The organism is Microbacterium sp. ZW T6_19 (assembly GCF_044987465.1).
Lineage (GTDB): Bacteria > Actinomycetota > Actinomycetes > Actinomycetales > Microbacteriaceae > Microbacterium > Microbacterium natoriense_A.
Genome location: NZ_JBJDRH010000002.1, coordinates 318,416 through 337,982, shown reverse-complemented (window position 1 = coordinate 337,982; position 19,567 = coordinate 318,416). Strand labels below are relative to the sequence as shown.

The 19,567-nt window shown below is 67.7% G+C and carries 19 protein-coding genes; 13 read left to right on the top strand and 6 right to left on the bottom strand.

Annotation, left to right across the window (positions count from 1 at the left end; translation table 11 throughout):
• Positions 1 to 120: 120 nt before the first annotated feature.
• Positions 121 to 477 (bottom strand): helix-turn-helix transcriptional regulator, encoded by a 357-nt coding sequence (locus tag ACI3KT_RS04100; protein ID WP_230113527.1) that lies wholly within the window; start codon positions 475 to 477, stop codon positions 121 to 123.
• Complete coding sequence (locus ACI3KT_RS04095; protein WP_230113526.1) at positions 474 to 1,592, bottom strand: tyrosine-type recombinase/integrase; 1,119 nt, start codon at positions 1,590 to 1,592, stop codon at positions 474 to 476. Before ACI3KT_RS04095 ends, ACI3KT_RS04100 begins: the two co-directional genes overlap by 4 nt.
• A gap of 150 nt (positions 1,593 to 1,742) precedes the next feature.
• On the opposite strand from ACI3KT_RS04095, the gene ACI3KT_RS04090 reads away from it, so the two are divergent.
• Together ACI3KT_RS04090 and ACI3KT_RS04085 are read left to right on the top strand one after the other, a co-directional pair.
• On the top strand, positions 1,743 to 2,504 hold the full coding sequence (locus ACI3KT_RS04090) for a DNA-processing protein DprA (protein WP_404902709.1): 762 nt from the start codon (positions 1,743 to 1,745) through the stop codon (positions 2,502 to 2,504).
• Positions 2,505 to 2,580: 76 nt separating this feature from the next.
• Complete coding sequence (locus ACI3KT_RS04085) at positions 2,581 to 3,483, top strand: tyrosine recombinase XerC (protein WP_404902707.1); 903 nt, start codon at positions 2,581 to 2,583, stop codon at positions 3,481 to 3,483.
• Positions 3,484 to 3,575: 92 nt separating this feature from the next.
• Here the strand turns inward: ACI3KT_RS04085 and ACI3KT_RS04080 are convergent, their stop codons facing one another.
• Positions 3,576 to 4,127, bottom strand: coding sequence for a murein hydrolase activator EnvC family protein (locus ACI3KT_RS04080; RefSeq protein ID WP_404902706.1), 552 nt, complete (start codon positions 4,125 to 4,127; stop codon positions 3,576 to 3,578).
• Between the two features lie 307 nt (positions 4,128 to 4,434).
• On the opposite strand from ACI3KT_RS04080, the gene rpsB reads away from it, so the two are divergent.
• The 9 genes from rpsB to ACI3KT_RS04035 all read left to right on the top strand — a co-directional run bounded on the left by rpsB (position 4,435) and on the right by ACI3KT_RS04035 (position 11,128).
• Positions 4,435 to 5,352, top strand: a complete 918-nt coding sequence (rpsB, locus tag ACI3KT_RS04075; RefSeq protein ID WP_307296616.1) for a 30S ribosomal protein S2 — start codon at positions 4,435 to 4,437, stop codon at positions 5,350 to 5,352.
• Positions 5,353 to 5,402: 50 nt separating this feature from the next.
• The gene (gene tsf, locus ACI3KT_RS04070) at positions 5,403 to 6,230 is read left to right on the top strand and encodes a translation elongation factor Ts (RefSeq protein WP_292908934.1); all 828 of its coding nucleotides are present in this window, start codon (positions 5,403 to 5,405) and stop codon (positions 6,228 to 6,230) included.
• 91 nt (positions 6,231 to 6,321) lie between these two features.
• Entirely contained in the window at positions 6,322 to 7,038 is a 717-nt protein-coding gene (gene pyrH / locus ACI3KT_RS04065; protein WP_045258661.1) for a UMP kinase, read from the top strand.
• Positions 7,039 to 7,102: 64 nt separating this feature from the next.
• Entirely contained in the window at positions 7,103 to 7,657 is a 555-nt protein-coding gene (frr, locus tag ACI3KT_RS04060; RefSeq protein WP_292908928.1) for a ribosome recycling factor, read from the top strand.
• Between the two features lie 6 nt (positions 7,658 to 7,663).
• Positions 7,664 to 8,815 carry a phosphatidate cytidylyltransferase gene (locus ACI3KT_RS04055; protein WP_307296622.1) on the top strand — a complete coding sequence of 384 codons (1,152 nt, stop codon included), beginning with the start codon at positions 7,664 to 7,666 and terminating at the stop codon, positions 8,813 to 8,815.
• Positions 8,815 to 9,396: a DivIVA domain-containing protein gene (locus tag ACI3KT_RS04050; protein ID WP_292908924.1), complete on the top strand. Its 582-nt coding sequence runs from the start codon at positions 8,815 to 8,817 to the stop codon at positions 9,394 to 9,396. Before ACI3KT_RS04055 ends, ACI3KT_RS04050 begins: the two co-directional genes overlap by 1 nt.
• A gap of 65 nt (positions 9,397 to 9,461) precedes the next feature.
• Positions 9,462 to 10,115, top strand: coding sequence for a transglycosylase SLT domain-containing protein (locus tag ACI3KT_RS04045; RefSeq protein ID WP_404902704.1), 654 nt, complete (start codon positions 9,462 to 9,464; stop codon positions 10,113 to 10,115).
• Positions 10,116 to 10,124: 9 nt separating this feature from the next.
• Entirely contained in the window at positions 10,125 to 10,412 is a 288-nt protein-coding gene (locus ACI3KT_RS04040) for a hypothetical protein (RefSeq protein WP_292908920.1), read from the top strand.
• Positions 10,409 to 11,128 carry an alpha/beta hydrolase gene (locus tag ACI3KT_RS04035; RefSeq protein WP_404902703.1) on the top strand — a complete coding sequence of 240 codons (720 nt, stop codon included), beginning with the start codon at positions 10,409 to 10,411 and terminating at the stop codon, positions 11,126 to 11,128. The genes ACI3KT_RS04040 and ACI3KT_RS04035 overlap by 4 nt, the downstream gene beginning before the upstream one ends.
• 3 nt (positions 11,129 to 11,131) lie before the next feature.
• Here the strand turns inward: ACI3KT_RS04035 and ACI3KT_RS04030 are convergent, their stop codons facing one another.
• Positions 11,132 to 12,181 (bottom strand): AI-2E family transporter, encoded by a 1,050-nt coding sequence (locus ACI3KT_RS04030; protein WP_292908916.1) that lies wholly within the window; start codon positions 12,179 to 12,181, stop codon positions 11,132 to 11,134.
• Between the two features lie 181 nt (positions 12,182 to 12,362).
• Between ACI3KT_RS04030 and ACI3KT_RS04025 the strand changes: the two genes are divergently transcribed.
• Both ACI3KT_RS04025 and ACI3KT_RS04020 read left to right on the top strand, forming a co-directional pair.
• Positions 12,363 to 14,294, top strand: a complete 1,932-nt coding sequence (locus ACI3KT_RS04025) for a glycosyl transferase (RefSeq protein ID WP_404902702.1) — start codon at positions 12,363 to 12,365, stop codon at positions 14,292 to 14,294.
• The gene (locus tag ACI3KT_RS04020) at positions 14,291 to 15,220 is read left to right on the top strand and encodes a tetratricopeptide repeat protein (RefSeq protein ID WP_404902700.1); all 930 of its coding nucleotides are present in this window, start codon (positions 14,291 to 14,293) and stop codon (positions 15,218 to 15,220) included. The genes ACI3KT_RS04025 and ACI3KT_RS04020 overlap by 4 nt, the downstream gene beginning before the upstream one ends.
• Before the next feature lie 50 nt (positions 15,221 to 15,270).
• Here ACI3KT_RS04020 and glgB read toward each other — a convergent pair whose 3' ends face one another.
• On the bottom strand, positions 15,271 to 17,475 hold the full coding sequence (glgB, locus tag ACI3KT_RS04015; RefSeq protein ID WP_404902698.1) for a 1,4-alpha-glucan branching protein GlgB: 2,205 nt from the start codon (positions 17,473 to 17,475) through the stop codon (positions 15,271 to 15,273).
• Positions 17,472 to 19,544, bottom strand: coding sequence for an alpha-1,4-glucan--maltose-1-phosphate maltosyltransferase (locus ACI3KT_RS04010; protein WP_404902697.1), 2,073 nt, complete (start codon positions 19,542 to 19,544; stop codon positions 17,472 to 17,474). Before ACI3KT_RS04010 ends, glgB begins: the two co-directional genes overlap by 4 nt.
• Between the last annotated feature and the right edge of the window lie 23 nt (positions 19,545 to 19,567).

Genomic DNA, 19,567 nt, shown 5'->3' with positions numbered 1-19,567 from the left:
AGAGTCCGGCGAGCGACAGGTAACTGCCGGAACGACCCGACGACGACCTCCAAGATCCGCTCGTAGGGGATCGTGCGTTCGACGGCTGCGATCTGTGCGGTCAGCGCGGCGAAGACCGGGTCAAGCATCCGGCGGAAGAATCCGGGCCCTGCGCGGCTTCAAACCGGACTCCCGGAGACGGTTCGTCGCCGAGTCGCCCTGCTCCGGCGCAACATCGGCGGTGCCCGTTGCCGCGACCGCGCCGCCGAGAACGACACGGGGCGCGAGCTCTTCGAACGTGCAGTCAAAGATGTCCAGCAGCGCGACCAGAGCCTGCATGTTCATCCGCTCCGGCTTCTCCGCCGCGAGCCGGTAGACCTGGCTCGTCGACAAGTAGACGCCGCGCTCTTCCAGCAGAGGAACCAGCTTCGTCGTGGAGAACATCCCCGCCGCCGCCATCACCTCCCGCAGCCGCCACTCAAACCCGATCAGTCTCATCGCCCTGCTCCTTCCTCATCACTCGGCCGCAACCGTGTCCGTTCAATCGCCTGGCCCATCATCGTGTTCATGTAGTCCGCGCTCACCCCCGTGTAAAGCGCCGTCGTCGACTGGTGCAGATGCCCGACCTGACGTTGCACGAACGTGGGATCGACGCCCGATTCGATCAGATGCGTCACGTAGGAATGACGCAACGCGTGCGGCGTCAGCACCTCGTCCAAACCCAGCACCGTCCGGTAGGCGGCGAACCGCGACGAGAGCTCTCGAGCGCGGAGCCTCGTGCCGCGTTCCGAGAGCCAGAGCGCCGTCGAGCCATCCCGGACCATCAGCGGGCGCACCTGTTCGACATACTCCTGGAGCGCGTCGACCGCCCAATCGAACAACGTCACGACAGCGCGCCGCTTCGGTGGCCCGCCGCGCGAGGACTTCCCATGACGGATCTGCATCACCCCGAACTCCCCGAACTGCGGGGCTTTCGGGTTCCTGTAGAAATCGGTGATGTCCAGCCCGACCGCCTCGCTCGCACGCATGCCCCAGGCGTAGACAACCTTGAAGAGCGTCGCATCGCGGAACGCCGGCAAAGCACCCTTGCGGTGCTCATCCAGCAACCGCGACACCTCCGCATCCGCATGGTCCAAGAGACGCTGCAACTCAGACCTGGTCAGCGGGCGTCGGCCGGGCTTGCCCTCGTAGTCCTGCAGATGAGCGAGCGTGTTCCATTCATGACAGACCTGAACCGGATGCGTCCCGAAGCGGTCCATGCACTCGGCAACCCAGCCGTAGTGCGGTGAGCAGATGTAGTCGCAGAACGTGCGGACCGCACCCTGATACGACCGAATCGTCGACGCCTCCACCTGCCTCTGCGACACCAGCAGCGTCATCCACTCGTCGAAATCGCCCGCCGACCATTCCCACGGCTTCTTCCCGGCGTAGGCCTCGAATCTCCGCACCACGCCTTGCGCGCGAGCAACCGAGTCCTCTTTGAGGTGGCGGCCCCCGATCTGCTGCATCCGCCAGCCCTCGAGCATCGCATCGAAGACAGCTTCTTGGGCGTTGAGGAACGACACCCCGCTCGCGAGATAGAGCGACGACGCACCGTGCGGAATCCGACCCATCGACGACCCAATCCATCCGTATAACGCTCTAATCATGCATTAAACGCGAAGTCGTCGGGTGGACGCAAGTCGTCCTGCGGAATGTTGCGCGGTGGATTGAACGGGACGATAGTGTTTCCGACACAGACGACGACGCGGATCCTGCATCAGATGCAATACCGCGGGAACGTCGCGATCGTCGGCGCGCGGGCGTCGAGCGGTTATGGCGATCTGCTCGCCGCAGAGTTCGCCGGCGATCTCGCCGGGAGCGGCGCGGTCGTGATCTCGGGTGGCGCTTACGGCATCGACGGCGCCGCGCATCGCGCGGCGCTCGGCGTCGGCGGAGCCACCGTCGCGCTCCTCGCCGGAGGTGTGGACCGCGCATATCCGCAGGGGCATCAGAGCCTGCTCCGCGAGATCGCAGTCAAGGGTGCCGTCGTGAGCGAGGTGCCGTGCGGCACCGCCCCGACGAAGTGGCGGTTCCTCAGCCGCAACCGGCTGATCGCCGCTCTCGGGCAGGCCACTGTCGTCGTCGAAGCGGGGTGGCGCAGCGGATCGATCAACACCGCCGGACACGCCGCCTCGTTGGGTCGCCCGCTCGGCGCTGTCCCTGGTCCGGTGACGTCCGCCACATCGTCCGGCTGCCATCGCCTGCTGCGCGATTACGACGCCCGGTGCGTCACGACGACGGCCGAGATCCGGGAGCTCTGGGAGACGATCGTCGGGATGCCGCAGGGCGATGCCACCGCCGACCCCGAGCAGGTCCGGCTGCGCGACGCCTTGAGCACGCGTACGGCGGTTCCGGCTCAGGAACTCGCGCGCCGCAGCGGTCTGTCGGTGACGAGAGTCGAGGCTCTGCTCGGACTTCTCGAGCTCGAGGGAGCCGTCGCGCGCTCCGGCGTCGGGTGGCGTCGGAGCGTGGGCGCTGCGTGAGCCCGACGGCGCACCGCTCGGCGATGCCGCGGCGAGGCTGCCGATCCGGGGGCACGCGGCGAGGCAAGCTGTGGAGATGGAGTTCTTCGTCGCGGCTCAGGCGTTCGCCGAGCACCTGCAGCATGTGCGGCGCCTGTCGCCGGCCACCGTGCGGGCATACCGTGCCGATCTCCGCGACCTGGGCGACAGCATCGGTCACCGTGACGTGCAGGATGTCGATCTCGAGGCGCTGCGCGACTGGCTGTGGCGGGCGACGCAACGGGGCGACGCCCGGTCGACGCTCGCGCGCCGCGCCGCGGCGGCCCGGTCCTTCTTCAACTGGGCACAGGATGAAGGCTTGATCCCACACGATCCGAGTCTGCGGCTGATCGCCCCAAAGCGCGGACGCACTCTGCCCACCGTCGCGTCCCACGACGCCATGACCGCGCTGCTCGACGCCCGGCGCGATGCGGCGGCCGGAGGCGATCCTGTCGCTCTGCGCGACCACGCCATCCTCGAGCTTCTCTACGGCGCAGGCATTCGGGTGTCGGAGCTATGCGGGCTCGACCTCGACGACCTCGACCTCGACCGTGGCACCGCACGAGTGCTCGGTAAGGGATCGAAAGAGCGTGTCGTCCCGTTCGGGATTCCGGCACGCACCGCGGTCGGCGCCTTTCTGACCCGGGGCAGGCCAGTGTTCGCGGCCAGAGCAGATATCGTTCCGGCGGCGGTGTTCCTCGGGGCGCGGGGCGGACGCATCGGGCCGCGCACGGTCTACACGGTGGTCGCCGACGCGCTGGGCCCGTTCGTCGGCGCGGACACGGTCGGCCCGCATGCCCTCAGACACACCGCCGCCACGCACCTGCTCGACGGCGGAGCCGATCTGCGCGCCGTGCAGGAGATCCTCGGCCACGCGAGCCTCGGCACCACGCAGATCTACACGCATGTGTCGGCCGAGCGTCTCACTGCGACCTATCGCCTCGCCCATCCACGAGCCTGAGCACGCCCCGCAGCCTGTCGGGCCCAGGGGCAAGCAGCACGCAGCCGCTTGGGCGAGAGGGCGAGCCGGCCGCAGTGTCTGCACCCTGCTGCTCAGATGGGCCCGCAGCAGGGGAGCAGCACCGCCCGCGGAACGTCCCCGAACAGCAGCAGCGGATTGATGTAGACACCGTGGAGACGCACGCCCACGTGGAGAGTGCCGGGCGCGGAGTGCCCGCCGACGTCGACCGTGCCGATCACGTCACCGGCTGTCACCGCGTCGCCCGGCGACAGCTCCGAGAGCAGCGGCTCGAAGGTCGTCACGTATCCGCCTTCGTGGTCGATCGTGATCAGCGGACGATCGACCACAGTGCCTCGAAAGGCGACCACGCCATCTGCGGGTGCACGTACGGGATCACCGACACCGGCCGCTATGTCGATGCCTCTGTGACCGGCGCCGTACTCGTGCGCCGGTGCGCGATACGCGGCGACAACCGTGTGCGGCCCGTCGACGGGCCATAGCCAGTCGCCCGTCTCGTCTTCGCGCGACGCGGTGTCGGCATGCGTTGCGGCTGACGCCGTCGAGGCCGCGGCAGAGGACGACCCCGCAAGGGGAAGCAAGAGAGCGAGGGCGATGAGGATACCGAGGCACGGGGGTGGTCGCATGCTCGTCATCCTTCTCGTCCCGCCGACTCGGCGCGCGCGTTCCCGCTCCTGAACGACCGAGACAGGGGAGAACTCGGCAGAGTCCGTACTCTGTGCAGAGAGCATCGGAGGCGGCGGCATCCTGTATGCTGGGGGAGCACCTCGAAATCGGGGTGACTACGCGTGCCCAGAGCGACTCCGGTCGCGGCATCCACTCCCACAGGTCCACCTCTTCAGAGGTGGCGGGCGTGTGCCGGGCACCAGGCAGTCCGATCGACCGATCGGCGATAACCTCAACGGCGCCACGCGCCAGAACAAGGAGACGACCATGGCTGTGGTCACCATCCGCCAGCTGCTCGACAGCGGCGTGCACTTCGGACACCAGACCCGTCGGTGGAACCCGAAGGTGAAGCGCTTCATCCTCACCGAGCGCAGCGGCATCCACATCATCGACCTGCAGCAGTCGCTCGGTTACATCGACAAGGCCTACGACTTCGTCAAGGAGACCGTCGCCCACGGTGGCACGATCCTCTTCGTCGGCACGAAGAAGCAGGCGCAGGAGATCCTCGCGGAGCAGGCGACCCGTGTCGGCCAGCCTTACGTCAACCAGCGCTGGCTCGGCGGACTCCTCACCAACTTCCAGACCATCGCGAAGCGTCTCGCCCGCATGAAGGAGCTCGAGGAGCTCGACTACGAGAACCCCGCGGCTTCCGGCTTCACCAAGAAGGAGCTCCTTCTCAAGAAGCGCGAGCTCGACAAGCTGCACAAGTCGCTCGGCGGCATCCGCAACCTCACCAAGACGCCGTCGGCCCTGTGGGTCGTCGACGCCAAGCGCGAGCACCTCGCGATCGATGAGGCCAAGAAGCTCGGCATCCCGGTGATCGGCATCCTCGACACGAACGCCGACCCCGACGACTTCCAGTACCCGATCCCCGGCAACGACGACGCGATCCGCTCGGTCTCGCTGCTCACCCGCATCATCGCGGACGCCGCGGCCGAAGGCCTGCAGCAGAAGCACAACCCCGAGACGGGCGACGCTGAGCCGCTCGCCGACTGGGAGCGCGAGCTGCTCGAGGCTCCGGCCGAGGAGGGCGCTGTCGAGGCTCCCGCCGCTGAGGTCGTCGAGGCTCCCGCCGCTGAGGCTGAGGTCGTCGAGGCTGTCGAGGCCGAGGTCGCTGAGGCTCCCGCCGCCGAGGCTGAGGTCGTCGAGGTCGAGGCTGCCGCCGTCGACGCCGACGCCAAGTAATCCACGCGTACACCACGCACACACACCTACGAAGCAAGGAGCCACCACACATGGCCAACTTCACCATCGCCGACCTCAAGGCGCTGCGTGAGCAGCTCGGAACGGGAATGGTCGACACCAAGAAGGCGCTCGAGGAGGCCGACGGCGACGTCGAGAAGGCCACCGAGATCCTGCGTCTCAAGGGTGCCAAGGGCAACGCCAAGCGCGCTGACCGTTCGACCAGCGAGGGCCTCATCGTCGCTCGCGAGCAGGACGGCGCTGTGACGCTCGTCGAGCTCGCCTGCGAGACCGACTTCGTCGCGAAGAACGAGCGCTTCATCGCGCTGGCCGACAAGGTCGCCGACGCTGTCGCCGCCGTCAAGGCGGACTCGGTCGAGGCTGCTCTGGCAGCTCCGGCCGGAGACAAGAACGTCGAGACGGTCATCTCGGAAGAGGCCGCGATCATCGGCGAGAAGGTCGAGCTGCGCCAGGTCCGCACCGTGACCGGCGACAAGGTCGAGGTCTACCTCCACCGCACGAGCAAGGATCTGCCTCCGCAGATCGGCGTCGTCGTCGCCTACACGGGTGACGACGCCGAGACCGCTCGCAGCATCGCGCAGCACATCTCGTTCGCGAACCCGTCGTACCTGTCTCGTGAGGACGTCCCCGCGGACGCCGTCGAGAAGGAGCGCGAGATCGTCACCGAGATCTCCCGCAACGAGGGCAAGCCCGAGGCCGCCCTGCCGAAGATCGTCGAAGGCCGTGTCTCCGCGTTCATCAAGCAGGTCGCCCTGCTCGAGCAGGACTACGCGAAGGACAACAAGCTGTCCGTCGCCCAGGTGGCGAAGGACGCCGGTATCACCGTGACGGACTTCGCTCGCTTCAAGGTCGGCGCGTAACACCGTCGAAGGGGTTCGGATCATCTCGATCCGGACCCCTTCTTCATGCCCAAGAGGCACTATCTTGAATCGGGATGAGAGGACACCACCCATGACCGAACGCACTGGACGCCGCCGCGTCCTGCTCAAGCTCTCCGGCGAGGCATTCGGTGCCGGCCAGCTCGGCGTCAACCCCGACGTCGTGAGCCAGATCGCCCGCGACATCGCCGCGGCCGTCGACCGGGTCGAGATCGCGATCGTCGTCGGCGGAGGCAACTTCTTCCGCGGTGCCGAACTCAGCCAGCGCGGCATGGACCGCGGACGCGCGGATTACATGGGCATGCTCGGCACAGTGATGAACGCTCTCGCCCTCCAGGACTTCCTCGAGCAGGCGGGCGCCCCGACTCGCGTGCAGTCGGCGATCTCGATGACCCAGGTCGCCGAGCCGTACATTCCGCGGCGCGCGGAGCGCCACATGGAGAAGGGGCGCGTCGTCATCTTCGGCGCCGGCGCGGGGCTGCCCTACTTCTCCACCGACACGGTCGCCGCGCAGCGCGCGCTCGAGATCGGCGCACAGGAGGTGCTCGTCGCCAAGAACGGCGTCGACGCGATCTACACCGCCGACCCGAACAAGCATGCGGATGCCGAGCGCATCGAACGCGTCACCTACCGCGACGCGCTGCAGCGCGGGCTCAAGGTCGTCGACTCCACCGCCTTCAGCCTCTGCATGGACAACAACATGGACATGCGCGTGTTCGGCATGGAGCCGGCCGGCAACGTGACCCGCGCCCTGCTCGGCGAGCCGATCGGCACGCTCGTCACGGCCTGACCTCACCAGTCGCAGAGCCTTCGCCCGATAGAATTTTCAGAACACCCCGACGATAGGAGTCACCGTGATCGCGGATGTCCTCGCTGAAACCACCTCTCGCATGACGCGTGCGGTCGACGCTGCCAAGGAGGACTTCGCAACGGTCCGCACCGGCCGCGCGAACCCCCAGATGTTCCAGAAGGTTCTGGTGGACTACTACGGCACGCCGACCCCGCTGGCGCAGCTCGCGTCGCTCGCGAACCCCGAGGCGCGCTCGCTCATCATCACGCCCTACGACAAGTCGGCGCTCAAGGCCATCGAGCAGGCGATCCGGGACATGCCGAACCTCGGGGCGAACCCGTCGAACGACGGCAACATCGTCCGCGTCACGATGCCCGAGCTGACCGCCGATCGTCGCAAGGAGTACGTCAAGATCGTCAAGGCGAAGGGCGAGGACGCGAAGGTCCACGTCCGCGGCATCCGCCGCAAGGCGAAGGACGAGCTCGACGCTCTCAAGAGCGAACTCGGCGAAGACGAGATCGCCCGCGGCGAGAAGGAGCTCGACGCGCTCACGCGCCAGCACGTCGATCTGATCGACGACGCTCTCAAGCGCAAAGAAGCAGAGCTCCTCGAGGTCTGATCGGACATGTCCGACGACGATTCGCGCGGAGCCGACGACGGCACTCCGCAGACGCGCCGGGAGGCGCGAGAGTCGGCGACTCCGGACGGCGGCATGCCGCTGGCCGATGAGGCGTTCCCAGGCTTCGATGCCGAGAGCATCCCGCCGCGTCCGCCCTTGCCCGCTGATGCGCCCGACCCGCTGGACACGGGGGAGCACAACGCGATCCGCGAGCAGTGGCGCGCGGCGCGCGGCGAGTTCGAGAACCACGTGTCGCATGCGCGTGATCAGTTCGATCAGGCGAATGAGCGCATAAAGCAGCGGAACGAGCGGATCAAGCAGCGCACGGGTCGCGATCTCATCCTCGCGATCGCGATCGGTCTCGCCTTCGGCGCCGCCCTGCTCGCGTCACTGCTGTTCTTCAAGGTGTTCTTCGTTCCGCTGGCCCTGGCCGCCGCTCTTCTGGGCGTGTACGAGCTCGCCCTCGCCCTGCGCGGCGCGGGTCGTCGCATCGATCTCCTGCCGCAGCTGCTGTCGGCCGCTCTGATCGTGATCCCGGCGTACTTCGTGCAGATCTGGCTGGTCTGGGCGCTGCTGTTCCTCGGCGTCGCCTTCGTGATCGTGTGGCGCCTGGTGGGTCAGATGGTCGCACAGGACGGCCGCACCTACGGCGACGTCCTGGCGGATGCCGTGATCGGCGGCTTCGTGCAGATCTACGTGCCGTTCTTCGCCGCCATCGCACTGATCCTGCTGCGGCAGGAAGGCGGGCAGTGGTGGGTGCTCGGCTTCATCGCGATCGCGGTGGCCGCCGACACCGGTGCGTATGCCAGCGGTCTCGCCTTCGGCAAGCATCCGATGGCTCCGCGGATCAGCCCGAAGAAGACCTGGGAGGGCTTCGCCGGAGCCGTGGTCGCCTCGATCACGGCGGGCGTCCTGCTCGCGCTGTTCCTGCTGGAGCTGCCGTGGTGGGCCGGAGCGATCTTCGGCGTCGCGGTCCTCCTCACGGCGACGCTGGGGGATCTCGGCGAGTCCATGCTCAAACGCGATATCGGGATCAAGGACATGAGCTCCTGGCTCCCCGGTCACGGGGGTCTGCTCGACCGGCTCGACAGCATCCTGCCGTCGACCATCCCCGCGCTGTGTCTCTACTTTCTTCTCTCACCTTGGGTGGTGCTGTGATGTCCACTGACGACGTTCTCGATCTGGATGAGGCCGACGAGACGCCGCCCGCGTTCTCGCTGACTCATGGCCGCACCCGGGGGTATCACCGCGCTGCGGTCGACACGTTCCTCGCCGCGGCGCGCAAGGCGTTCGAGGGCGACGGCGACCTTTCGGCCTCCGACGTCCGCATCGCATCGTTCCCGCTTGTGAAGAACGGTTATGTGGTGGCCGAGGTCGATGCGGCCCTGAGCCGCGTCGAGGATGCGCTCGCGGGCCGCGAACGCGATCGTGTGGTCCGCAGCCAGGGCGCCGGCGCCTGGGTGGAGCAGGCCAGGGGAGAGGCGCAGGTGATCCTCGATCACCTTGCGCGTCGCAGGAAGCATCGCTTCGCCCGTACCGGGATGCTCACGTTCGGGTACCGGATCGACGAAGTCGATCACGTCGCGACGCGCATCGTGCGCTACCTGCGCGATGGCGAGCCGCTCACGGCCGAGCAGCTGAGGTCCGCCGCGTTCCGCATGCAGCGCGGCGGCTATCGCGAGGAACAGGTCGACGCGCTTCTGGACGCGACTATCGACGTCATCCTGGCCGTTCGCTGAGAGTTCCCACGGTCATCCCAGGCTCGACCGGTAGACTGCCAGCCATCGTGAACTCCCGAAACGACATGATCTCCGAACGAAAGAGCGTGACGACGCTGCCTGCGTCGCGCGCGCTGTCGCCGCGCGCGGGCACGGTCCGTCGCCGCGTGGCCGGCGTCGTCGCCGGTGTCGCCGTGGTCGGATTCGCCGCAGCGATCGTCGCCCCGACGGGTATCGCCCTGGCAGATCCGCCTGAAGCCGCGGTCGCTGAGTCGATGTACTCGGTCGCTCTCGTCGACACGCAAGACCTCACGGTCACGGTCGACGGTGCGGCGATCGCACCGGCGGATCGCGGCGCGTTCTCGGTGTACGTCACGCCCAAACCCACTCCCACCCCGACCGCGAAGCCCGCGTCGACGGGCGGCGGTGGAGGGGGAGGGGGACCCCTCTTCTACACGGGCGGCGGAGCACCAGCCGAGTGGATGGCTGCGGCCGGCATCGCCGAGTCCGACTGGGGCTACGTGGACTACATCGTGTCGCACGAGAGCGGCTGGAACCCCAACGCCACGAACAAGTCGTCGGGCGCGTGCGGTCTCGTCCAGGCGCTGCCGTGCAGCAAGGTCCCCGGCAACGGGTACGACCCGGTCGACAATCTCCGCTGGGGTACGGGATACGCCACCAGCCGCTACGGCGGCTGGGCGGGCGCCTACGCGTTCTGGACCAAGAACCACTGGTGGTGATGGCGGGTCATGGCCCGCTCGCGCAAGCGCCGTCCGTCGCGCCCTGACCCCGACGACTCTCTCGATCGGCTGCTGTCCTCCTGGAAGCGCAGCGAAGTCCGTCGTGGCGTCGAATGGACTGTGCAGCCGGTATCGGCCGTTCAGGCGCAGAAAGACTACATCTGCCCCGGTTGCGGGCGCACGGTCGAGTCCGGAACCGCCCACCTCGTCGTCTGGCGGGCCGACGGCGTGCTCGGCGACGCCGCTGATCTCGCCGCCCGCCGACATTGGCACACGCACTGCTGGAGGATTGCATGAGCATCGAGATCCGCGGGCCGCTGGAGCTGCCCGCCCGTCGTGAGGACATCGAGCTGTCGACGTCCGACGGGCTCACGCTCGTCGGCGAGCTGGCGTTGCCGGTGGATTCGGACCCCGTCGCGACGCTCGTGACGCTGCATCCGCTTCCGACCGCCGGCGGATTCATGGACTCGCACATCCTCCGAAAGGCCGCCGCCCGTCTTCCGGCGCTGGCGGACCTCGCAGTCCTGAGATTCAACACCCGCGGCACGTCCTCTCCGCGGGGCACGAGCGACGGAGAGTTCGACGGGGGTGTGGCCGAGCAGTTCGACGTCGCGGCGGCGATGGAGTTCGTGCGCGAGCGCGCGCTTCCTCGCCCGTGGCTGCTCGGCTGGTCCTTCGGCACCGAGCTCGCACTGAAGTACGGTCGCGAGCACGACATAGAAGGCATCATCCTCCTGTCGCCTCCGCTGCACCGCGCAACCGAGGCCGAGGTGGCCGCGTGGGCTCAGTCGGACCGTGAGGTCGTCGTCCTCGTACCGGAGCTCGACGACTATCTGCGTCCGCCCGAGGCCGAGACCCGGTTCGCATCGATCCCGCATGCCAGGCTGATCGCGGTCGAGGGCGGAAAGCACCTGTGGGTGGGTGAGAGCCAGACGAGGCGGGTCCTCACCGAGGTCGTCGCTGCGGTGAACCCGTCGGCGCTTCCGCTGCCCACGCACTGGCCGGCAGCCTGAGGCTCATCGTTCGTTCATGCGCGGGATCAGAACCTGGCGATAGATGATCAGGATGCTGGCCGCGACGGGTATCGCGATCAGCGCTCCCAGAAGACCCAGCAGGCTGCCGCCGGCGAGGGCAGCGACGACGACGACCGCGCCCGGGACTGCCACGGCACGGCTCATGATGCGGGGGGAGATGACGTATGCCTCGATCTGCATGTAGATCAGGTAGTAGATGCCCGCGGCGATCGCCGTCGCGGGGGAGCCGAGCCCGGGGATCAAGCACGCCAGCACGATGATCGTCGAGCCGGTGAGGGTTCCCACCAGCGGGATCAGCGAGAAGAAGAAGGCCACGACGGCGAGCACGGCCGGGAACGGCGCGCGGATGATCGAGAGGAAGATCATGCTGAGCACGCCGTTGATCACGCCCTGTGTGACCTGGCCCATCACGTAGTAGCCGACCGAGTCGGTGATCTGCTCGGCCAGATCGATGAAGCGCTCGCGCTTCGATGCAGGCGCCAGCTGGTACACGGCTCGCTTGAGCGACGGCGTCGAAGCCGTGAGGTAGATCGTGAGGATGAGCACGATGAAGGTGCCGAAGAGGCCGCTGAGCACCGCGCCGCTGACCGTGAGCACACCCTGGCCGATGTCGTTGAGGTTGGTCTCGAGCCAATCCACGACGTAGGCGAAGACCTTGTCTACATCGAGATTCGGGAAGGTGACCGTCAGCCACTCGCGCAGATCGTCGAGCACTCTGCCGCGCTCCACGATCGCGGTGATCTGAGCGATCAGGTCGGAGATCTGATCGATCAGCACCGGCAGGATGATCAGCACGATGCCCGCGAAGACGCCGAGCACGGCGAGGATCGTGACGAGGACGGCCGCCCATCGCGGCAGACGCCGTCGTTCGAGGAACGAGACGAGCGGATCGAGGCCCAGGCTGAGGAAGAGCGCAGTGCCGATGTAGAGCATGATCGTGGACAGCGTCTGCACGCTGCCGATGAGCAGCACGCCCAGGCCCACGCCGAGCGTCGCCACCAGCGCGGTGCGGAACGGATTGTGGATCTTCATCGGGCTCCTCGGAAGACGGATGCTGTCAGGCTATCCATCGACGACGCGACGACCGGTCCGACGTGCCGCGTGAGGACGCGCCCGGCGCATCTCGTGGGCAACACACAGGTGCTTTCGCTAGTCTGAAATGTCGAGTGTTTGCGCCTCGGGCAGAGTGTCGGGGTGCGTGAGGAGACTTTTCGTGCGTTTCGTTTGGGCCGTCGCGGCCTTCGTGCTGGCCACGGTGCTGATCGGTGCGGGCATCGCTCAGCGGACCATCTTCCTAGGGCCGTCGTCCGATCAGGTGTCGGTGAAGGTCGACGAACCCGCCCCGTTCGTCCTGCTCGACGGCGATGTGCTGCGCGAGCGCCCCGGCGCGCAGACCCTGCTCGTCCGCGGTGACGGCGAGATCTTCGCCGCATACGGGCGCACCGCTGACATGGAGGCCTGGCTGGCCGATTCCGACTACAACCACGTCAGCGTCGCGAAGAACGGCAAGCTCGATGTCGAGCTCGTGTCGGCGTCGACGGCCGACGCGGACTCCGGTGACGGCGACGCGACGCCGGCGCCGACCGAGACGCCCGCCGACGGCGCCGAGCAGGCGACAGCGGCCCGCAACCCCGCAGGGTCCGACCTGTGGCTCGACTCGTTCTCGGAGAAGGACTCGCTCATCGCCGACAACATGCAGCTGCCGGACGGGATGAGCATGCTGATCGCCTATGACGGCACGAAGGACGCGCCCACCGACATCAGCGTCTCGTGGCCGCTCGACAACTCGACGCCGCTGACCGGTCCACTGGTCACGAGCGGTGTGGTCGTTCTCTTCATCGGTCTGATCCTGTACGTCCTCGGTATCCGCCACCAGCGTCGTGGCCGCGGACCTCGCCGCAAAGGCCCTGGTCCTCTTCCCGTCACGGAGCCGATCGACCTCGCCGAACTGCCCGCGGCGGATCGCGCGGCGATCGAAGAGAAGCCGGACGCCGCTGCCGAGCGGGACGAAGCTCCCGAGTCCGAGGCCGGCGAGAGCACGAAGCCGTCCAAGGCCGAGATGCGCGGTGCTCGCCCATCTCGCCGACGCTGGGTGATCGCTCTGCCCGCACTCGCCGTGACCGCGGTTCTCGCCACCGGCTGCACGGCGGACTCGTGGCCGCAGCTGGGATCATCTTCGCCCACGCCGACTCCCACGCCGACCGTGATCGCACCTGACAACCAGAAGCCGCCGGCGGTGACGGAGTCCCAGGCCAAGCGCATCATCGAGCAGATCTCGTCGACGCTCGAGAAGGCGGACGGGGCGATGGACATCGAGCTCGCGAAGACGCGCCTGGACGGCGCGGCGCTCGCGGCCCGCACGACCGACTACGCCCTGCGCACGGCGATCCCCGAGTCGCCGGTCCCCGCCGCGATTCCGACCGACGACGTCGAGGTGGTGCTTCCGGAGGCGACCGATCGCTGGCCGCGCACGGTGCTGCTGCTGACCAAGAGCACGGGTGACGAGACCGCACCGCCCGTCATCCTCACCATGACTCAGCAGGATCCCTGGTCCAACTACAAGATCACGGACATCGCCGAGATGCTGGCGGACACGAAGGTGCCGGAAGTCGTCGCTCCGTGGCTCGGAACGTCACTGGTGCCCGCCGACTCAGCATTCCTCAGCATCGCGCCCGGCAAGCTGGCCGAGACGTTCGCCGACGTGGTGGATGCGAACGAGCAGAGCCCGTCCTACGGCTCCTACGACGATGTGGCGCTCGCCTATGCGAAGTCGATACGCGACAGTCGTCAGGCCATCGTCGACAACCTCGCTGCGAACAACGCTGCGACGACGTCGCAGACCTCGTTCGATATCGTGCCCTCCGATTCGGCCCCCGTCTCGATGACGACGCTCGACAGCGGCGCGATCGTGGCGGTCACGCTGATCGAGGCGGAGACGGTGACGCCGACCTCGTCGGAGGCCGTGATCCGGTTCGAGAACAATCCCGAGGCCAAGGCGCTCACAGGGGTCACGGAATCGGCCAAGGGAATCACGACGAAATACGAGTTCCAACTGTTCTTCGCCGTACCCGCGCAGGGATCCACTGAGCAGATCCATCTGCTCGCAGCCCGTCAGAACCTACTCTCCGTCGAGGTGATCAAATGAGCCAGATCTCGCCCGCCGCCCTCCGTGGAGCCGTCGACCTGTCGACGCTCCGCAACCGTCCCCCAGCACCCGCCGAGGGCGCTGCCGCTGCTCCCGGCGTCGTCGACGTCGTGGTCGACGCGACCGACGAGTCGTTCGGCGAGATCCTCGAGATCTCTCGCACCGTGCCCGTGGTCGTGGACCTCTGGGCGGAGTGGTGCGGCCCCTGCAAGCAGCTCAGCCCGATCATCGAGAAGGTGACGCGCGAACTCGAGGGTCGTGTCCTGCTCGCCAAGGTCGACGTCGATGCGAATCCGCAGCTGGCGCAGGGCTTCCGCGCGCAGTCGATCCCGATGGTGGTCGCGCTGATCGCCGGGCAGCCGGTTCCGATGTTCACCGGCGCCGTGCCCGAAGCGCAAGTGCGCGAGGTGTTCGCGAAGCTGCTGCAGCTCGCCGCCGAGAACGGCGTGACGGGTACGCTGGCGGTCAACGGCGGCGCCGTGCGCGACGTCGAGGGGCCCGCCGAACCCGAGCTGCCTCCGCTGCACGCCGAAGCGTACGCGGCGATCGAGGCGGGCGATTACCCGGCCGCGATCGTGGCCTATGAGAAGGCGCTCGCAGAGAACCCGCGCGATGAAGAGGCCGCAGCCGGTCTCGGGCAGGTGCGTCTGCTCGCTCGCGTGCAGTCGCTCGACCTGCAGAGCGCCCGCGCCGCCGCAGCTGCGGCACCCCTTGACGTGCAGGCGCAGTTCGACGTCGCCGATCTCGATCTCGCCGGCGGGCATGTCGACGACGCATTCGGACGTCTGCTCGATCTGTTCGCTCAGCTGCCTGCCGACGAGCGCGCCCCGGTGCGCGAGCGCCTTGTCGAACTTTTCGGTCTGATCGGCGCGTCCGACCCGCGCGTCGCGGCCGCTCGCAACCGACTCACCTCGCTGCTGTTCTGACATCTCACCGGCTCATCCACCCGGGAACAGGTCGATGAGCCGGTGACGCGTCAACCGTGATTGATCGTGGGAACGTGCGGCTCGCCCTGGAAGCGCAGCCAGATCGTGGAAAGCGCGGGGAGTGTGATCGTCGCCGTCGGCGCGGCGTCTCCGTCGCTCGTCGCCACGACCATCCCCAGGTTGCCTGATCCACGGCCGCCGAAGTCGGCGGCATCCGTGTTGAGGATCTCGTTCCAGACCCCCTCACGGGGAAGCTCGAGACGGTAGCCACCGCGCTCCACGCCCGCGAAGTTGCTCACCACGACGAGGCGTCCGCCGTGGCTGTCGCGTCGTTCGAATGCGACCACCGTCGGGTCCCACGTGGGCGCGCCGATGCGTGAGAACGACGAGCCGTCGTTGTCACGCTCCCACAGCGGAGACTGTGCGCGATACGTGCGGTTGAGAGCGCCGACAAAGCCCTGCAACTGCGCGTGCGACGGCTGGTCGAGCAGCCACCAGTCCAGCTCGCGGGACTCGGACCATTCCGCGAGCTGTCCGAACTCCTGCCCCATGAACAGCAGCTTCTTGCCGGGGTGCCCCCACATGTAGCCGAGGTAGGCTCGCATGTTCGCGAGCTTGTGCCAGTGGTCTCCCGGCATCTTCGCGAGCAGGCTGCCCTTGCCGTGCACGACCTCGTCGTGGCTGATCGGCAGCATGTAGTTCTCGCCGAACGCGTAGACGAACGAGAACGTCATCTCGCCTTCGTGGTGTGCGCGGTACATGGGATCGCGCTCGATGTACTGGAGCGAGTCGTTCATCCACCCCATGTTCCACTTGAATCCGAAGCCGAGACCGGCGTGGTCAGTCGGAGCCGTGACACCGGGGAAGGCCGTGGACTCCTCGGCGATCATCAGCACGCCCGGGTGCAGGCGGTACGCCGTTGCGTTGACCTCTTGCAGGAATCGGATCGCTTCGAGGTTCTCACGGCCGCCGTGCACGTTCGGCGCCCACTGACCTTCCTTCCGGGAGTAGTCGAGGTAGAGCATCGAGGCGACGGCATCCACTCGCAGCCCGTCGACGTGGAACTCGCTCATCCAGAACAGGGCGTTCGCGACGAGGAAGCCGCGCACCTCGTTGCGGCCGTAGTCGAAGATCAGCGTGCCCCAGTCCTGGTGCTCGCCGCGCCGGGGATCCGGATGCTCGTACAGCGGCTGACCGTCGAAGCGCGCAAGCGCGAAGGCGTCCTTGGGGAAGTGCCCGGGCACCCAGTCCATGATCACGCCGATGCCCGCCTGGTGCAGCCGGTCGATCAGGTAGCGCAGGTCATCGGGGGAGCCGAAGCGACTCGTCGCGGCGTAGTAACCGGACACCTGATAGCCCCATGAGCCGCCGAACGGATGCTCGGCCAGCGGCATGAACTCCACATGGGTGAAACCGGCGTTCGTGACGTGCTCGATGAGCGGGTCGGCGGCCTCTCGGTAGCCCAGCCCGCCACGCCACGATCCGAGATGCACCTCGTAGACCGAGAGGGGCTGAGCGACGGCATGGGTTGCGGCGCGACGCGTCATCCACGCCCCATCCGACCACCGGTACCGGGATTCGGTGACGACCGAGGCTGTGGCCGGCGGCACCTGCGCCTCCTGCGCCATCGGATCGGCCTTGAAGATCCAGTCGCCGGCCCTCGTGCGGATCTCGTACTTGTACTGGGCGCCGACTGCGACGCCGGGCACGAAGAGCTCCCAGATGCCGCTCACGCCCATCGAACGCATGGCGTGGGACTCACCGTTCCAGCCGTTGAACTCGCCCACCACGCGGACGGCCGTGGCGTTGGGGGCCCACACGGCGAACGCCGCGCCGCTGTCGCCGTCGATGGTCCGCGGGTGGGATCCCAGGACCTCCCACAGCCGCTCGTGCCGCCCCTCGGCGATCAGATGGAGATCCAGGTCGCCGAGCGTCGGCAGGTGGCGATACGGATCGCCGACGATGGTCTCCGGGTCCTCGCCGTAGGCGGTGGCCACACGATAGGCCACGGGGGAGCCGTCGTGCTGGCCTTCCCAGATGCCGTGGGCGACGTGCGCGAGCTCTAGCCGGGTGCCGTCGGCGAAGACCGCCGCGACCGAAGACGCGAGGGGGCGGCGGGCGCGGATCAGAGTGACCGTGCGATCGGTGGCGTCGACGTACGGGTGCGAACCCAGCACGGAGTGGGGATCATGGTGCGACGCTCCTGCGACGGCTGCCCAGTCTGCGGATGCCGTGACGTCTTCGACGTAGCTCATGCTCGGTCCCTCACCTTCAAGATGTGCACCGGCTCGGAGAACGAGTCCAGGCGCACGTAGTTGTGGTCTGCCCAAGTCCAGACAGCACCAGTGACGAGGTCTTCGACCTCGAAGCTCTCCCCGAGCGGCACGCCCCACACGGTCGTGTCGAGGTGCACGGTGGTCTCGCGCACCGAGTGCGGGTCGACGTTGGCGACGACGATGATGGTGTCGGGGCGACCCGTGCCCGTGAACGCGGCGTCGAGGTGCTTGCTGTACACCAGCACGGCATCGTCGTCGCTCCAGTGCGTCGAGAGATTGCGCAGCTGGTGGAGCGCCGGGTGGTTACGGCGGATGCCGTTGAGGCGCCGCAGAAGGGGAGCGAGCGAGTCTCCTGCGGCCTCGGCTGCGTCCCAGTCACGCACCTTGTACTCGTACTTCTCGTTGTCGATGTTCTCCTCGGACCCGGGCCGCGCCACGTTCTCGAAGAGCTCGTACCCCGCGTACACGCCGTACACGGGGGCAGCGGTGGCCGCGATGCACGCGCGGATCTTGTACGCCGCTCTGCCGCCGAACTGCAGATACTCCGTGAGGATGTCGTGCGTGTTGACGAACAGGTTCGGACGCATGAAGTCGCTGGTGTCGTGAGACACCGCAGTGAGGAACTCCTCGAGTTCGCTCTTGGTGTTGCGCCACGTGAAGTAGCTGTAGCTCTGCTGGAAGCCGACCGCGGCGAGCGCCTGCATGACGGCGGGCCGAGTGAAAGCCTCGGCGAGGAAGATCACATCCGGGTCGCTCGCGTTCACCGTGGCGATCAGCCACTCCCAGAACTGCAGCGGCTTGGTGTGCGGATTGTCGACACGGAAGATCTTGACGCCCTGCCCCACCCAGTGCATCACGACGCGGAGCATCTCCTGGTAGATGCCCTCGGGGTCGTTGTCGAAGTTCAGGGGGTAGATGTCCTGGTATTTCTTGGGCGGATTCTCGGCGTACGCGATCGTCCCGTCGGGAAGCGTCGTGAACCACTCGGGATGCTCGGCGACCCAGGGGTGGTCGGGCGAGGCTTGCAGGGCGAGGTCGAGCGCCACCTCGAGACCCTCGGTGCGTGCGGCGCGGACGAAGGCGCGGAAGTCGGCGGGGGTGCCGAGATCCGGATGGATCGCGTCGTGGCCTCCTTCGGCCGAGCCGATCGCATACGGCGAACCGGGATCGTCGGGCCCCGCGGTGAGGGTGTTGTTGCGGCCCTTGCGGTTGGTGGTGCCGATCGGGTGGATCGGGACGAGGTAGATGACGTCGAACCCCATGCCGGCCACTCCGGGGAGGCGCTTGGCCGCTGTGCGGAACGTTCCCGACTTGATCGACCCGTCTTTCAGCCGCTTGGCGCCTTCCGATCGCGGGAAGAACTCGTACCAGGCGCCGACGCCCGCGGCGGCCCGCTCGACCAGAAGAGACTGAGGGTTCCCGGCGGAGCGCAGCGTCGTGAGGGGACGATCGTGGAAGATCTGCGCCAGCCCGGCATCCGTCGACACCGCCAGAGTCACGTCGCCGACGCCGTCGGCGAGGGAGTCGGCCGTGGCCTTGAGCAGCTTGCGCTGCGCGGCGGGACGATCCTTCTCCGCCGCTGCGCGCAGGAGCAGCTCGCGTCCGAGAGCGGCCATGACGGGGACGTCGACTCCAGCGGCGACTTTGAGCTCGGCCGCGTGCGCCCAGGTCGCGAAGTCGTCGGAGAACGCCTCGAACGCGAACGTCCACGCGCCCTGCGCATCGACGGCCAGCTCGGCCGCCCATCGATCGGTGCCGTCGGCGAGCGGCCGCAGCCGATGCAGGGACTCCTCGCCGTCGGGCGACGTCAGACGCAGCTGCACACCGATGATGTCGTGCCCCTCGCGGAACGCGACGACGCTGAAGGGCACCACCTCGCCCACGAACGCCTTCGGTGGGAAGCCGCCCGGCACACGGGGTGTCCCGTTCACGAGCGGGATGCGCGTCGTGCGGAGATCCTCGCCGTCAGAACGGGCGCCGAACGGGCGCAGGGGGATCTGGGCGGGGCTCCGAAGAACCGGGGTCCGGGTGTTCGCACGTGCTGCCACACTGCGAATGTACCGTTACCCGA